This window comes from Paraburkholderia sp. BR10923 (assembly GCF_040948765.1).
Classification (GTDB): Bacteria; Pseudomonadota; Gammaproteobacteria; order Burkholderiales; family Burkholderiaceae; genus Paraburkholderia; species Paraburkholderia youngii.
This window is the reverse complement of record NZ_JBFPKO010000006.1, coordinates 1-13,840: the sequence shown is the minus strand read 5'-3', so window position 1 is coordinate 13,840 and position 13,840 is coordinate 1. Positions and strand designations below refer to the sequence as shown.

Below are 13,840 nucleotides of genomic sequence, written 5' to 3'. Positions count from 1 at the left end.
AGAAGAGGCGTGCAGGAACAGACGCCGGGCGCGTCGTCGCGGTCGGTCGTGTCGTCTCCTGAATGTTCTCCTGGCCGGCTGGCGCGCGACGCGAGCCGGCTCTGATAAATTCGATTCTAGCGATGGCCCATGCTTTACACTGCTTACCGAACGGAACATCTAGAGTGACTTTCTTTCATTAATTGACGATGCCCGAAATCCGAAACCTGCAGCCTTTCGTTCAGGCCGTCCGTTGCGGCAGCTTCATCGCAGCGGCCACCCGGCTCCAGGTCACACCGCCTGCCGTCAGCAAGAGCATTGCCGCTCTGGAGCGTGAACTGGGCGTGCGCCTCTTCAACCGGACCACCCGCAAGCTCAGTCTGACGAGCGAAGGGCGGCAGTTCTTTCAACGCGTGGCGCCGTTGTTGAGTCAACTCGACGAAGCCGTCGCGGATGTGCGGCGCAGCCCTGAGCATCCGGAGGGGGTGATCAAGGTTTCGGTGACGCCCACGTTCGGGAGGCATTGCCTCACTCCGGTGATCGCGGAGTTTCTGCAACGCTACCCGCTCGTCGAAATCGACATCAGCTATGACGAGGTTGCGCCAAGTCTGGTCAATGACGGTGTCGACGTGAGCATTCAGCATGCGCGCGGACGAGGAACCAACCATGTCTCCCGTCCGCTGTGTGACTACCCAATCGTATTGGTCGCGAGTCAGGACTACCTCGAACGCAAGGGGGTGCCGCAATCGCCGGATCAACTGGCCGAACATGACTTCATCGGCATCCGGATGCCTTTTGGGCTCGCGGCGCTTCATCTCGAACGCTTGCCCGGCGGTACGCGAAAACGAGCCAATCGCGGGGAAAAGGCGTTCATCCATCATCCCCGCGGCCGTCTCACCGTCGCGGGTCAGCCGGATACAAGCCTGATCGCCGCTCTCAGCGGCGCCGGCATCACGCCGTCCTCGGTGCCTGTGGTGCTGCCGTATCTGCACTCCGGAGCGCTCAAGATCGTGCTTCCCGACTACAGGGTGCGCGGAGACGAGGCGGAGGGTGCGGGACCACGCATTTACGTGCACTATCCCCACCGCCAGTATCTGCCCGCGAAAGTCAGGGTTTTCGTGGACTACCTGCTCGAACGCTTTCGGACAACCGATTTCGGCAAAGCGGAACTCGACAGATATTCGGCCTGAGCGCCGGCCGCCTTCACTCGCGGTCGGTGCCGCGCCGCCGATACGCGGAAGGACTCGTCGAAACGTGCTTGCGAAAGATGTTGCGAAATGCGCGCACGTCCGAATAGCCCACCATGACGGCGATCTGCTCGATGGAGATCTGCGTGTTGCGCAGCATCCTCTTGGCAGACTCGATGCGCAGTGAACTCGCATAGGCACGCGGCGTCACGCCCAGGCTACGTGTAAAGCGCCGCAGCAACGTGGCATGACTGACGGCGAGGAGGTCCGCCAGCTCGCTGATCTTGAAGTCCTGAGCGAAACGCTGCGCGAGCCAGAATTGCGCGCTGCTCACGAGCGGATCGTCGCTCGTCAGGCGGCCTTCCTCGCGCTCGCCGTCGGTGCCGGTCGTCGATGCGAGCCATTGAGCGGTGTGCGGCGATATCGCACGATCGACCAGACGGGCCACGAGTTGCCACTCGCTTGCCGGCACGCTGCAAGTGTGCACGCCGTCATGCTCGGCGATCGTGGAACCCGGGTCCACGCGCACCTTTGGAAAGCGCGACCGGAACAGGCTTCTGAGCACTCGCGGGACCGCTGCCGGGCCACCGTCGAGCAAGCCCGCCTGCGCGAGCAGCGCCCCTGCCGTGCCGCTCGCTGCCAATACGGCTCCCCGCGCACGCTGCCAGCGCAACCAGTCCGTCACGGGCTCCGCGTGATCGAGGAGCGTAACGAGCGCCTCTTCACTGGCGACCGCAAAAGCCGGGACATAGACGATGCGGTACTCGGTGTCGCCGAGCAGGTTCCCGTCACTCTCCATCCTTCGCCCGCCGGCGAACTCCAGGCCGTTTCCGTTGGCGCCGAGAAGACGCACCTGCGTCTTCATCGTGTGCCGGTAGGGAGGAGCGAACTGCCCGAATATGTGTCGTGCGATCAGCGCGAATCCGTCTACGAGCGCGCCGACGCTCGATAGATAGCTGCCTGGCAGCACGAGCGCGGCAACGTCTTTTACCGGTTCAGTCGGAGCGGCGGGCTTGCGAATTTCGATCCCCCAATATGCAGATTTTGATCCTCTTTCGCCGCGATCTTAGCACGCATCATCGTTGCTATCGCCGGCCACCAGAACGGCGGGGAACGCGGAATCGCATCCGCTGCCAATAGCCGCGCCGTCGCGGTTAAACAGGAGACAGAAATGAAGAACCTCGAAGAAAAGCTTGCCTACGGTTTAAAGGTATTCGGCGAAATCATGGGGGAAGACAAGGCAGCCGGCTTGCGCGCCGCGAGCGAGTCCACCGGCTTCGGATCCGACATTTCGCGCCTTGCCGTCAACTACGCGTTCGCGGATGTTTGGGGCGACGACAAACTCGAGCGCAAGCAGCGCAGCCTCGTCACGCTGGGCATCCTCATCGCCAACCGGCAGACACTCGAACTGAAGAACCACGTCCGCATTGCCGTGCGCAACGGTCTGAGCGCACGCGAACTCGAAGGTGTACTCATTCAGGCGCTCCCGTATGTCGGCTTTCCTGCCGTCGCCTCCTCTACCACGGCCGTTCTCGAGACGCTGCGGGAACTGGGCATCGACACCACCACCCGCACTTCGGAAGAGCGCGGATTGCTGTAAGGCGCCATCGGTGCGCCCCGCGATCTAAGGAGACAATTTATGAGCACACCAATCGTGGATATCGTGCCGGCAATGCGCGAATTCAACGTTTCCAACGACCTGATCGGCGATCACGCCGCGCTGCAAGCACGATGGAACGAAGACGGCTACCTGTTTTTCCGCGACGTTCTGGACCATGAGCCGCTGGAGCGCATGCGCGGTCTGCTGGTTGACCACCTCGACAGCCACGGCTTCGTGGACCGTAACGATCGAGACGTGCGATGGACCGGCAAAGAACGCGAAAACTTCAGCTTCTTTCCTGTGAAGGCGATGAATGAACAGCGTGCCGCACGCACTGTGATGGAAGACCCGGCGATTCGTGCGTTCTTTCAGCGGCTGTTCGGCGTACCGCTTTACTGGGTGCCGTTCACCGAATACCGCACGTCGCCGCCCGCTATCGACAAAAGCCGCACGCGCTTCGACTTCATTCATGAAGATGCCATCTACAGCGACCGGCTCGATTTCATCATCTGCTGGATTCCACTCAGCGATATCGATGCGCAAGTTGGCGGGCTGGCCGTAGCGGAAGGATTGCACAAGCTTCCGTGTCTGCACAGGAAAGACGGCGACAAGATCATCCCGATCGATCTCGCTAGCGTGCCCGAAGACGCATGGCGCCGCACGAACTACCGCTTGGGCGACGTCCTGTTGATGAGTCGACGCACGCCGCACTCCGGCCTCAGCAATCATTCGGACCGTTTTCGTCTTTCTCTCGACACGCGCATTCTGCCGCACGGCGGAAGTTTCCCGTTCGAGCCGCGCCTGCCGTATGTGGGGACGCTGACGTCGATCGCATCGGGCCAGATCGTCGTGCGCGACGCGCATGGCGAACATGTGCTGCGACTCGACGAGACGAGCTATCTGCGCGGTTTCCAGGGCAACCGTCTGCGCGGAGACGAAATCGCCGACGTTTATCAGCCGGGCTGCGAAGTGATCGTTGCGCATGAAGGCGGCCTCGTTCAAACGCTGCGGCCGCAGCACTGATCGTCGCATCAGGCGTGAAGACGAGGTTCGTCTTCACGCCGCCACACGCTTTACCTTTCTGAAGCATCGGCTCAAGCTCCGCTCCCACATTAATTGAACATCGTGCTAATATCAGAACGCGTGCTTCGGAGCACGAGGCCGCGCATCTGCAATCACTGTCACCGGGATCAGCGGCATCGCGCGCGAACCGTCCAGGCATGACACGCCTGACCTGCGTATCGTTCGACCACGGGACAAGTCATGATCGATTCATCCGACGCGGTACTCGTCATCGGCGCCACTGGCATGCAAGGCGGTGCCACGGCTCGGCATCTCGTTGCGGCTGGGCGCAAGGTGCGTTTCCTCACGCGAAATCCAGACTCGCCGGCTGCGCGTGCACTTGTCGAAATGAATGCGCAGGCGCTCCACGGAGATCTGGACGACAGCGAGTCCCTCGAAAAAGCGCTGGAGGGCGTCGGTTCCGTCTTCTCCGTTCTCCTTCCTGATTTTGATCGCAGCGACAGCGAACGCCGCCAAGGCTTTGCGCTCATCAACGCAGCACGTAACGCGGGCGTCGCGCAGTTCGTTCATACCTCGGTGGCGCAGGCGGGCAATCACGAGACGTTTCCCGGCTGGAACGACAAGCGTTGGAACCGAAAATACTGGACGGACAAATGGGACGTCGAAGAGGCCGTTCGCTCGGCGGGTTTCGAATCGTGGACGGTCTTGCAACCCGCATTCATGATGGACAATCTGGCTGAGCCGAAAGCAGCCGCGATGTTTCCGCACCTACGCGAAGGCCTGTTGCTCACCGCATTACTACCCGACGCACGACTCGACTGGATTGCCGCCGACGACGTGGGCGCGCTCGCGACCAGCGCGCTAACCGATCCGCAACGCTGGCACGGTCACACCGTGCCGCTGGCGTCCGAAAAGCTCACGATGGCCGAAGTCGCGCAGCGCCTCGCCAACGTAATGGGTGTACAGATCAGCGTTTCGCACGTCTCACCGGATGAAGCCAGAGCAAATGGACTCTTACCGGGATGGGTGAATGCACAGGAATGGATCAACGCGGTCGGGTATCGCGTCGATCTCGATGCGCTTTCCGAACGTGGTGTCCAGCTTACTCCGATGGTGGACTGGATCGATGCGAATCGACAGCGCATCCCACTCGCATAGGTCGTTGCGAAGCAATCCTCAGGCAATGGAAAATCCACGATGAATGACCGTGCACCCTCATGGTTCGATGGCGCGATGACGCAGCCGCGTCGATCCCACTTCACCGAAGGCAGCGGGGTTACCGTGCACTATGTCTCGTGGAATGCCGCAGACACAGCTAAGCCGCCCCTCGTCTTCGCGCACGGCTTTCTCGGGCACGCGCACTGGTGGGACTTCATTGCGCCGTTCTTCACCGATCGCTTTCGCGTTTTCGCGCTGGATTTCAGCGGCATGGGCGACAGTGCCTACAGGCAGGAATACAGCGCCGACATTTTCGTGCGCGACCTCGTCGCCGTCGTGGATGCAATCGGCTCTGGCCCGTGCGTCGTGGTCGGCCACAGCTTTGGCGGATCGCGTCTGCTTCAGGCGTGCGCGACCTTTCCCGATCGTCTCTCGCATGCAATCGTGCTCGATTCGTATTTCATGCTACGCGACGACAACTTGCCTGCGGTGGAAAGACGGCCGCCGCCACGCCCCTATCCGGACTGGCATACCGCCGTCAGTCGGTTTCGACTCATCCCTGAACAAGATTGCGAGCTGTGGCTGCTCGAGCATCTCGCGCAAACATCGCTTCGTCGAACCGCTGACGGCTGGGTATGGCGCTTCGACCCGAAGCTGCGCGCTCTCCAGCCGGTCGAAGGCGAGGAAGACCTGCTGAATCGCATCACAGTACCCGTCAGCTACGTTCACGCCGAGTGCAGCAGCGTGGTCAGCGCCGATCGCGCTCGCCGCATCGTGGATGCGATTCCCGGCGCGAAGGGCCCCATCACGATGCCACGCGCAGGCCATCACATGATGCTTGACCAGCCACTCGCGCTGGTGAGCCTGCTACGAGCATTGCTGGCATGAACCCCGACATGCGCGATCCGATGACAACGCCGTGGTCGACCGAGCTGCCTCTCGCGGCCCTGATTGCGCACGCGGTCGAAAAGCACGGCGCCACTGCGCTGCATTTTCATACCCAGGGCGGTGCCTACACTTGCACCACCCGGTCCCTGCTGCACGACGCGAAAGAGATAGGCCGGGCGCTGAGAGCCATCGGCCTGCGTCGAGGCGATGTGATCGCGATACAACTGCCCACCCGGCGTGAAACTGCGCTGCTGTATCTGGCTGCACTCGAGATCGGTGCGGTGCTCGTGCCAATCGTGCACATCTACGGTCCCGCCGAAGTCGGCTTCATCCTTCGACAATCGCGCGCCCGATTTCTTTGCGTGCCCGACTTCTGGTCCGGCACCGACTATCTGGAGCGTGTCGCCGCGCTTGGCAACACGCCTGACCTCGAGCGCGTTATCGTCGTTGGCGATCGGGCACCCTCGAACGGCATCACATTTGACGCGCTGCAACGACTCGCCGCGACAACGCATGATCAGCGCCCTGTCGACCTGCCAACGTCGGAAGACATCTGCCTGCTGCTGTACACGTCCGGAACGACAGCCTCCCCGAAAGGGGTGCAGCACTCTCATCGCACCGTAGGCGCAGAGTGGCAGATTCCATTCATCGACGGGCCAGGGCCGTATATGACGCCCTTCCCTGCTGGTCATATTGCAGGCTTCAATTTCCTGTTGCGTCCGTTCATAACCGGCACCGAGATGGTGTTTATGGACCGATGGGACGCCTCACTTGCCGCGCGACTGGTCGATGAGTACCGCGTGCGCCTTTCTGGCGGCACACCGTTCCATCTCCAGGGACTCCTGGAAGCCGCTCGCCGCGACGGGCGCAGTTTGGCGTCCCTCGTGTCTTACGGCCTGGGCGGCACGGGAGTCACGCCAGAGCACGTCGCGATCGCCGATCAGGCCGGATTCGCCGGAACCCGCGCTTACGGGCTGACCGAGCATTCGACAGTGAGCGTCGGATGGGCCGATTCTCCCTTTGATATCCGGGCCTGCACGGACGGCCGCATTCAACCCGGCTCGCAGGTGCGCGTCGTCGACGAGTTGGACAGCGACCTGCCTACGGGACGCGACGGTGAGATTCTGATCAAGGGACCGGAGTTGTTTGTCGGCTACACCGATCCGGCACTCAATGCGGCCGCGTTCACGCTCGATGGCTGGTTCCGGACCGGCGATATCGGCCGCGTCGACGAAAGCGGCTGCCTGACCATCACGGATCGCAAGAAAGACATCGTCATTCGCGGGGGAGAAAATATCTCGTCGCTCGAAGTAGAGCGAGTGCTTGCCACGCACCCGGCCGTGCGCGATGTCGCCGTCGTCGCGCAGCCAGACGCGCGATATGGCGAAAGAGTCTGTGCGGTCGTCGTCTTGCACGAACACACCTCGCTCGATCTGAGCGCAGTCCAGACCCACTTTGTCGCCGCGGGGGTGGCGAAGCAAAAGACGCCGGAACACCTTCGCGTGGTTTCGGAACTGCCGCGTACGGCTTCGGGAAAGGTGAAAAAAGGCGATTTGCGCAAGCAGCTTGTGGCGCAATAGTGGGTCGGTCGATGCTTATCCAGCGGGGCCGTCGTGGCGAGACTTAAAAAACCGATCTCGCTGCCTTGACACCTCATCGGACGAAATAAGCCGGTCATAGATCGCACGCGCCGCGGCCATACCCGCATCGAAATCGGCCGATTCGGCCGCGGCGGCGATGGCATTCAGACACTCGCTTTTTACCGCTTCGCTACAGCTGAGGCGTGAGCGCGCCTCGGCAACCACGGAAACCGAATCGCAATCGGGCAACGGCAGCCGGCGAATCAACGGCAATGACGTGCTCCCTAACTTCTCACGCGCCAGTTCTATCGCAACGCGCAACAGGTGCTCCTCATCGCCCTCAACGATCCGGTCGAATAACCCGGTGCCGCGGAACGTTCCTGCGCGCACGATCTGAGCGCCAAGAATGAAATCGATCGACTTTGCGAGGCCCAGCACGCGCGGCAAACGCTGCGTGCCGGAAAGAGGGATCACGCCGAGCTTGCATTCGGGCAGACCGATCTGCGCACTGTCCGCGACCACACGATAGTGGCACACCAGCGCGGTTTCCAGGCCGCCACCAATTGCGAACCCGTGGATAGCGGCTACAACAGGCTTGTCGCTCGCCTCGATCACCGGATGAACATGCATCGACAACGCTGGCGCAGCCGTTGCAGCAGAAGTGCCGAATTCGCGAATGTCGCCTCCCGCCGAAAAGCCGCGTCCACTGCCGGTAAGCACGATCGCGCGAGCAAGCGCATCGCGTTGGGCTGCGTCGAACGCGGCGACGAGCCCACGGCGGAGCCTCAGCCCTAGACCGTTGACCGGTGGATGGTCCATCGTGACGATAGCGATGTCGTCTTCTACACGATACGTTACGTCGGCGAAGCGCTGCGGCTGGCAATGCATCATCTGTGGTTGGCTGTAGCGTTTGACGAGGCCGGTAATGTGTGGCTAGCGGCTGTTCGCAAGCCAGCTGGGCATGTCTGCTGGCCACGGATCGGCGTACACCGCGTGCACACCCATCGCGGTCGTGTAGGCCAGATTCAGTACGTTGCAAAACGCGATGAAAGCCAACACCCGAAGCGCCGTGCGAACCGCTGGATGACAGTCGATACGATCGACGCCTCGCTCGATGGCCGTATGTCCGTTCTTGTCGACGCTCAGCAGAAGGAAGGCCGACGCCACGAAAGCAGACGGAAACAGCAAAAACTCATAGACCGGAAACTGGTAGTAGTGACCACCCCAGAAAGAAGCGCTCTGGAACGCACCTGGCCACGCGTCGAACCCCATGAACCGGCTGGCGGCGATGTCGAGCAAGCCCATTGTCATCCAGATCACGGCGAAGCCCGCGAGCGCGAGTCGCATGTTGCCGGCACGAGGCCAACGCTTGCGGGTCGCACGCATCGCCCACAACGCCACCACGGCGGTGCCCGTGAAGGTATAGAAGTAGCTTGGTGCGTTGATCAGAATCGGCTCGGCGATGCGAGCATGCGACGATTGCCAGAACGGAATGAAACGGCACCAGCAGCCGAAGTTCAGCGCATGGGCGTTATAGGTGAACATCGGTCGAAGAAAGTCCAACCACGGATCAAGCCAATATGCTGAGAGCCAGCCGATCATCATCAAACGCACCGCGTCGATGTGGCGACTCTTGACGATTCCGTAGACATACCAGATCGCTACTGGAATCAGGATCAGCACGCTGACCCACTGGTAATGGTCGATCGTCGCTTTCACGGACTCTGGAATCGGATCCGCGCCCAATTCCACGGGGCGGAAGTCCTCTGAACGAATCCACGCCACATAGGCGCGGATTTGTGCAAAAGCGAAAAGCGCACCGAGCGCTGCCCACGCATACACCCTATGCCAGGTTGTGCTGCTGCGCGGGGCGACCATTTCCGACATGCGTTGCCTCCTTCATCACGCCGTAATTCACGTATGTGAATGTCGATCGCAAAAATGTACTCCTACCGATGTGGCTACGTCAAGCGCATACGCAGGTTATCGGCCCATGAGGTCGTGAATCTCGTGATCGAGCGCCGCCATCGCGAACCGAGGCGCAACTGCGCAATTGTTGACTTCCGCCTGCCATTCCACGGGATTCACAAGCCAGAAGAACAGCCCATAGACGATGTGGCGCCGGTAAGCATCCAGCGCGCTTTCAAATGACGGCGGCTTGTCCACGCCGTGAAAGGCAAGCCGCTCGAGATAGTATTCGAGCAACTCACGCTCCCATCGCGGCCGATCCGCGATATCGAGTGCCGATATCAGGAAGTACGTGACGTCATGGGCCCACGGTCCGCGTCGATACGACTGCCAGTCAAGAAAGCCGGGCGTGCCGTCGCGGTCGAAATAGAGGTTGCCGAGGTGTACGTCGCCGTGAAGAAACGTCATCGGCCCGATCCGGTCGAAGGCACGCAGATCGAGGAGCGCCTGCTCCATCCAGTCACGATCATGAAACCGCTTAGGCACTGCAGCGCCGCGCGGCAACTGTGTATAGCTGGCGAACACATCCGGTTTCAGTTGGCCCCAGTGATACGTGCCCGCCTCGCCGTCGGGCAGCGGGTCCTGCGCGGCGAGCCAGCCCAGTTCGCCACTGTTCTCGAGCGCAGGCGATTGCCAGAACTGCGCATGCCACCGCGCCTGGGCATCCAGATTTGCCGCCGCCTGCGCAAACGTCAGCGGCCGCTGCACGCGACAGAATTCCACTTGCCGAGAACGTAGATCCTCGAGGATCACGATTGACTGCCCGCTTCGACTGTTCCGTCTCTGCATAGAAGCAGGCAGGCACATTCGCAAGTAAGCACGGATGGACTTCCTTGAAGAATCTCGCCTCGTATTCGTATATGTAGGCGTTCAGATCGCGATACTCGGGAACGAAGCCGCCCTTGACGATCAGAGACTCCGGCATGCCAAGCTCGCGTCCTCTTGCGTTGTAAGCGAGACGCACCCTGACTTTGGTAGCCGTGCCGTACATCACGTCGTCTATGGCCAGCGATTCAATCGCTACGCCCTCATGGCTCTGGGCGAGCGCCGAGGTCAGCCATGAAGGTGTGATTTCCTCGACCTGCAACGGAAGCCCGCCGGTGTCTGACTGTGGCCCGTGTGATTCCGTCAGGGCGAGGCTTTTCTTCGCAACACTCATCTTGACGCGCTCCTGTGAGTTCCGTGTGCGTTCGTGCTCGACATCGTCCACGCGCATGTTGCGCGGCACGTCTGAAGGCTCGCAACGAGGGAAATCCCGGCTGGCATTTTCGTTTCTTTTTTAGAACGACGTACGCTTTCCTGCGCAACACTTCAAACTCGTCTGCTAACACCGCGCCGAGCCGGCTTCATTGCCACGGATCGCGAGTGCGCTGAATTAGTGAAATTTCTTCACTCTAATCGTTCCAGCCGGTAACCATCTTCTGTCGGGTGTTGTGGCTAGAATTCATAAAAAGGCCTAAACCGAGCCTCACAGGAGAACACTCGATGACCACGACCGTGCTTGAACGGCTATTCGGCATTAGCGGAAAAATCGCGGTCGTTACCGACAAGGGACGCAATTCCAGCATCGATATTGCGCCGGTGCTGGCCGCGGCCGGCGCACGAGTGGTAGTCGCGGATCACAGTCCGGCGCATATGCAACCGGTCGTCGACAAAATCCATTCGGCGGGCGGCGAGGCAATTGCCATTGAGACGGACGTGGAACGCGAAGCCTCGGTGATTGCCTTATTCGACCAGGTCAAAGCCGCCTGGGGCAGCCCGGACATCGTAGTCAATTGCGCGGCGATGACCAATAACGGCCCGCTTACAGAGTTCTCCGAAGCCGCCTGGGACGAAGTCATGGCGATCGACCTGAAGTCTGTGTTCTTTTGCATGCGAGAAGCGATCAAGCACATGCTCGCCGCAGGCCGGGGTGGACGCATCGTGAACGTCACCACCATGGGCGCCACGCATGCCGTGCTCAATGGCAACGGCGCTTATGGCGCCGCGCGCGCCGGCGTCGCGGGGTTAGTGCGGTCCGCAGCGCTTGACTATGCCCGCGACCGGATTCTCGTCAACTGCGTGCTGCCCGGTGCGGTGCCCGGCAAGGTTCAGTTTCATCCGGATATGCAGACGCGCCTTAAGACAGGACAGCTCACGGGACCCGGTACGGATGCTGAGCGACGTCTGCCGCTCGGATGGGGCGACCCCGCCGATATCGCCGCCGCGGTGCTGTATCTCGCGGGGCCATCGGGCCGCTATATGACGGGCCAATCGATTACGCTCGACGGCGGATTTCTGATTAGCTGAAGACGTCGGCGGCTGCCGCGAATCCTGGGTCGGCGGTTCACCGTGGCACTACGACGACTGAAGCGAACCGAATAGCCCGACCTTCATCGATCAATCAAACCGGAGCATTCCATGTTTAGTGAAACGCAGATCGGCGCGCGCCTCGCGCAGATTTTCAATCTCACGGGCAAGACCGCCGTTATTACCGGCTCTGCGCAAGGTCTCGGCCGCGAGACCGGGCGACTGCTTGCCGAGGCCGGCGCCAATGTCGTGATCGCCGATCTGAACCCGGATGCCGCTTGCGCAACAGCAGCAGAGATCGAAGCCAACGGCGGCATCGCGATTCCATGCAAAGTCGACGTTGCCGACGAAGCATCCGTCAAGGCACTCTTCGCCGCCGTCGATGCAAAGTTCGGCGGTGTGGACATTCTGATCAATAACGCCGCGCACCGTTCGAAAGCCGAATTCTTTGAAATGTCCGTCGAGCAATGGGACCAGATGCAGGACGTCACACTGCGGGGCACGTTTCTGTGTTGCCGCGAGGCTATCACGCGTATGAAGGCAAAGGGCGGCGGTGGCTCGATCGTCAACATTTCCTCCGTTGGCGCACTTCGACCCACGCTGTGGGGCGTCAATGCCCATTACGACGCTGCGAAGGCTGGCGTTGACAGCATCACGCGATCACTCGCCAGCGAGTTCGCAGCCGATGGCATCCGCGTCAACTCGATCCTCCCAGGCGGCATGGCCAGCGAAGGCGGCAAGAACATCAGCGCGACCTTCAAGATTCGAGGACCAATCGTTGGTGCAGGCCGAGTTCCGATGGGACGGATGGCCGCCCCGATCGAGGTCGCCCAAAGCGTGTTCTTCCTCGCAAGCCCTGCCGCTAGCTATGTTACTGGACAGATCATCGCCGCGGACGGCGGCTTCGCGGTTAGCTAGGTAAATGCCACTGCGTGGCTCGCACGGCTGCAAAACATTAGGACACTGAAATGCCAAAGATTACGTTTATCGAGCGCGACAACACCGAGCATATCGTCGATGCGATTGCCGGACAGTCGTTGATGCAAGCAGCAATCGACAATTCGGTGCCCGGCATCCTCGCGGACTGCGGGGGCTATTGCAATTGCGCGACTTGCCATTGCTACGTCGATGATATGTGGACCGCAAAGATTCCGCCTGCAAAACACGCGGAACTCGACATGCTGGGCGGCGCCATCGATACCAACAACAACAGCCGACTCGGTTGCCAGATTCAATTGACCAACGATCTCGATGGGTTAGTCGTCCGGCTACCCGCTTCGCAAACCTGACGAAACCCACGACGAAAAACCTGTTCGCGGAGAACACACATGTCTCATAGCGCGGTCCCACTCGTTCCAGTTCCCGACCATGTTCCTCCTGAACTCGTGGTGGATTGGGATTTCAGCAAGCCTCCCGGCGGCGAAGCCGACATCGTCGGCGCCTGGAAACGTCTGCACGATGGTCCGGACATCATCTGGACGCCGTACAACGGCGGTCACTGGATTCTCACGCGAGCGGAAGACATCGAATTCGCGCAGCGCAATCACGATCCGTTCTCCATGCGCGAAATTACGCTGCCCGCTAGTACAACAATGCAGATCTTGCCGCTCTCGGCCGATCCGCCTGAGCATGCCGACTATCGCGCACTGATCAACCGCTTTTTCGCGCCGAAAGTGATACGCGACATGGAAGGCGAGATCCGTGAACTGGCTGTCTCGTTGATCGAAAGCTTCCGGGAAAGAGGCCGATGCGAATTCATGGCCGACTTCGCGATGAAGTTTCCCATCACGATCTTCATGCGGCTCGTGAACCTCCCGCTCACCGATCTGGACGATCTGCTTGCGTGGACCGAGGCGAGCGTTCGCGCCAACGATCCCGAGCGTCGCGAATGGTCGCAGCGCATGCTGTTCGGCTACCTGGAGAGCATCATTCGTGAGCGCCAGAAAGAGCCGGGTACGGACCTGATCAGCGCGATAGTGAATGGAACCGTATTCGGCAGGCCCCTCACGGAGCAAGAGATCCGCGGCATGATGGTCAACGTCATCTTTGGCGGACTCGACACTGTCGCGTCCACCATGGGCTTTGCGGTGCTCTATCTCGCTCGTCATCCCGCGCATCGTCGTCAGCTGGCGGAACACCCGGAGCTGGCGGGGAACGCGGTCGAGGAA

At 60.9% G+C, this 13,840-nt stretch carries 14 protein-coding genes; 10 read left to right on the top strand and 4 right to left on the bottom strand.

What is annotated here, in order from left to right; translation table 11 throughout:
* Positions 1–188: 188 nt before the first annotated feature.
* Positions 189–1,169 (top strand): LysR family transcriptional regulator, encoded by a 981-nt coding sequence (locus tag AB3X94_RS12800; RefSeq protein ID WP_176111407.1) that lies wholly within the window; start codon positions 189–191, stop codon positions 1,167–1,169.
* 13 nt (positions 1,170–1,182) lie between these two features.
* On the opposite strand, the gene AB3X94_RS12795 is transcribed toward AB3X94_RS12800, so the two are convergent.
* Positions 1,183–2,136: a GlxA family transcriptional regulator gene (locus tag AB3X94_RS12795; protein WP_176111408.1), complete on the bottom strand. Its 954-nt coding sequence runs from the start codon at positions 2,134–2,136 to the stop codon at positions 1,183–1,185.
* A 201-nt stretch (positions 2,137–2,337) separates the two neighbouring features.
* On the opposite strand from AB3X94_RS12795, the gene AB3X94_RS12790 reads away from it, so the two are divergent.
* From AB3X94_RS12790 to AB3X94_RS12770, 5 genes are all read left to right on the top strand, one after another.
* On the top strand, positions 2,338–2,766 hold the full coding sequence (locus tag AB3X94_RS12790; protein WP_368611721.1) for a carboxymuconolactone decarboxylase family protein: 429 nt from the start codon (positions 2,338–2,340) through the stop codon (positions 2,764–2,766).
* Positions 2,767–2,805: 39 nt separating this feature from the next.
* Positions 2,806–3,789, top strand: a complete 984-nt coding sequence (locus tag AB3X94_RS12785; RefSeq protein WP_176111410.1) for a phytanoyl-CoA dioxygenase family protein — start codon at positions 2,806–2,808, stop codon at positions 3,787–3,789.
* A gap of 240 nt (positions 3,790–4,029) precedes the next feature.
* Entirely contained in the window at positions 4,030–4,947 is a 918-nt protein-coding gene (locus AB3X94_RS12780; RefSeq protein WP_176111411.1) for an NmrA/HSCARG family protein, read from the top strand.
* A 39-nt stretch (positions 4,948–4,986) separates the two neighbouring features.
* Positions 4,987–5,835, top strand: a complete 849-nt coding sequence (locus tag AB3X94_RS12775; RefSeq protein WP_176111412.1) for an alpha/beta fold hydrolase — start codon at positions 4,987–4,989, stop codon at positions 5,833–5,835.
* Positions 5,832–7,415 (top strand): AMP-binding protein, encoded by a 1,584-nt coding sequence (locus tag AB3X94_RS12770; RefSeq protein WP_368611720.1) that lies wholly within the window; start codon positions 5,832–5,834, stop codon positions 7,413–7,415. The genes AB3X94_RS12775 and AB3X94_RS12770 overlap by 4 nt, the downstream gene beginning before the upstream one ends.
* Before the next feature lie 15 nt (positions 7,416–7,430).
* Here AB3X94_RS12770 and AB3X94_RS12765 read toward each other — a convergent pair whose 3' ends face one another.
* From AB3X94_RS12765 to AB3X94_RS12755, 3 genes are all read right to left on the bottom strand, one after another.
* Positions 7,431–8,303, bottom strand: coding sequence for an enoyl-CoA hydratase/isomerase family protein (locus tag AB3X94_RS12765; protein ID WP_368611719.1), 873 nt, complete (start codon positions 8,301–8,303; stop codon positions 7,431–7,433).
* A 45-nt stretch (positions 8,304–8,348) separates the two neighbouring features.
* Positions 8,349–9,302 (bottom strand): spirocyclase AveC family protein, encoded by a 954-nt coding sequence (locus AB3X94_RS12760; protein WP_368611718.1) that lies wholly within the window; start codon positions 9,300–9,302, stop codon positions 8,349–8,351.
* 96 nt (positions 9,303–9,398) lie between these two features.
* Complete coding sequence (locus tag AB3X94_RS12755; RefSeq protein WP_368611717.1) at positions 9,399–10,091, bottom strand: phosphotransferase; 693 nt, start codon at positions 10,089–10,091, stop codon at positions 9,399–9,401.
* 777 nt (positions 10,092–10,868) lie between these two features.
* Here AB3X94_RS12755 and AB3X94_RS12750 point away from each other — a divergent pair.
* From AB3X94_RS12750 to AB3X94_RS12735, 4 genes are all read left to right on the top strand, one after another.
* Positions 10,869–11,672 carry an SDR family NAD(P)-dependent oxidoreductase gene (locus AB3X94_RS12750; RefSeq protein ID WP_368611716.1) on the top strand — a complete coding sequence of 268 codons (804 nt, stop codon included), beginning with the start codon at positions 10,869–10,871 and terminating at the stop codon, positions 11,670–11,672.
* Between the two features lie 111 nt (positions 11,673–11,783).
* Complete coding sequence (locus AB3X94_RS12745) at positions 11,784–12,590, top strand: SDR family NAD(P)-dependent oxidoreductase (RefSeq protein WP_368611715.1); 807 nt, start codon at positions 11,784–11,786, stop codon at positions 12,588–12,590.
* Between the two features lie 50 nt (positions 12,591–12,640).
* Entirely contained in the window at positions 12,641–12,961 is a 321-nt protein-coding gene (locus AB3X94_RS12740; protein WP_368611714.1) for a 2Fe-2S iron-sulfur cluster-binding protein, read from the top strand.
* A gap of 39 nt (positions 12,962–13,000) precedes the next feature.
* The coding region (locus AB3X94_RS12735) for a cytochrome P450 (RefSeq protein ID WP_368611713.1) at positions 13,001–13,840 on the top strand (840 nt) is incomplete at its 3' end.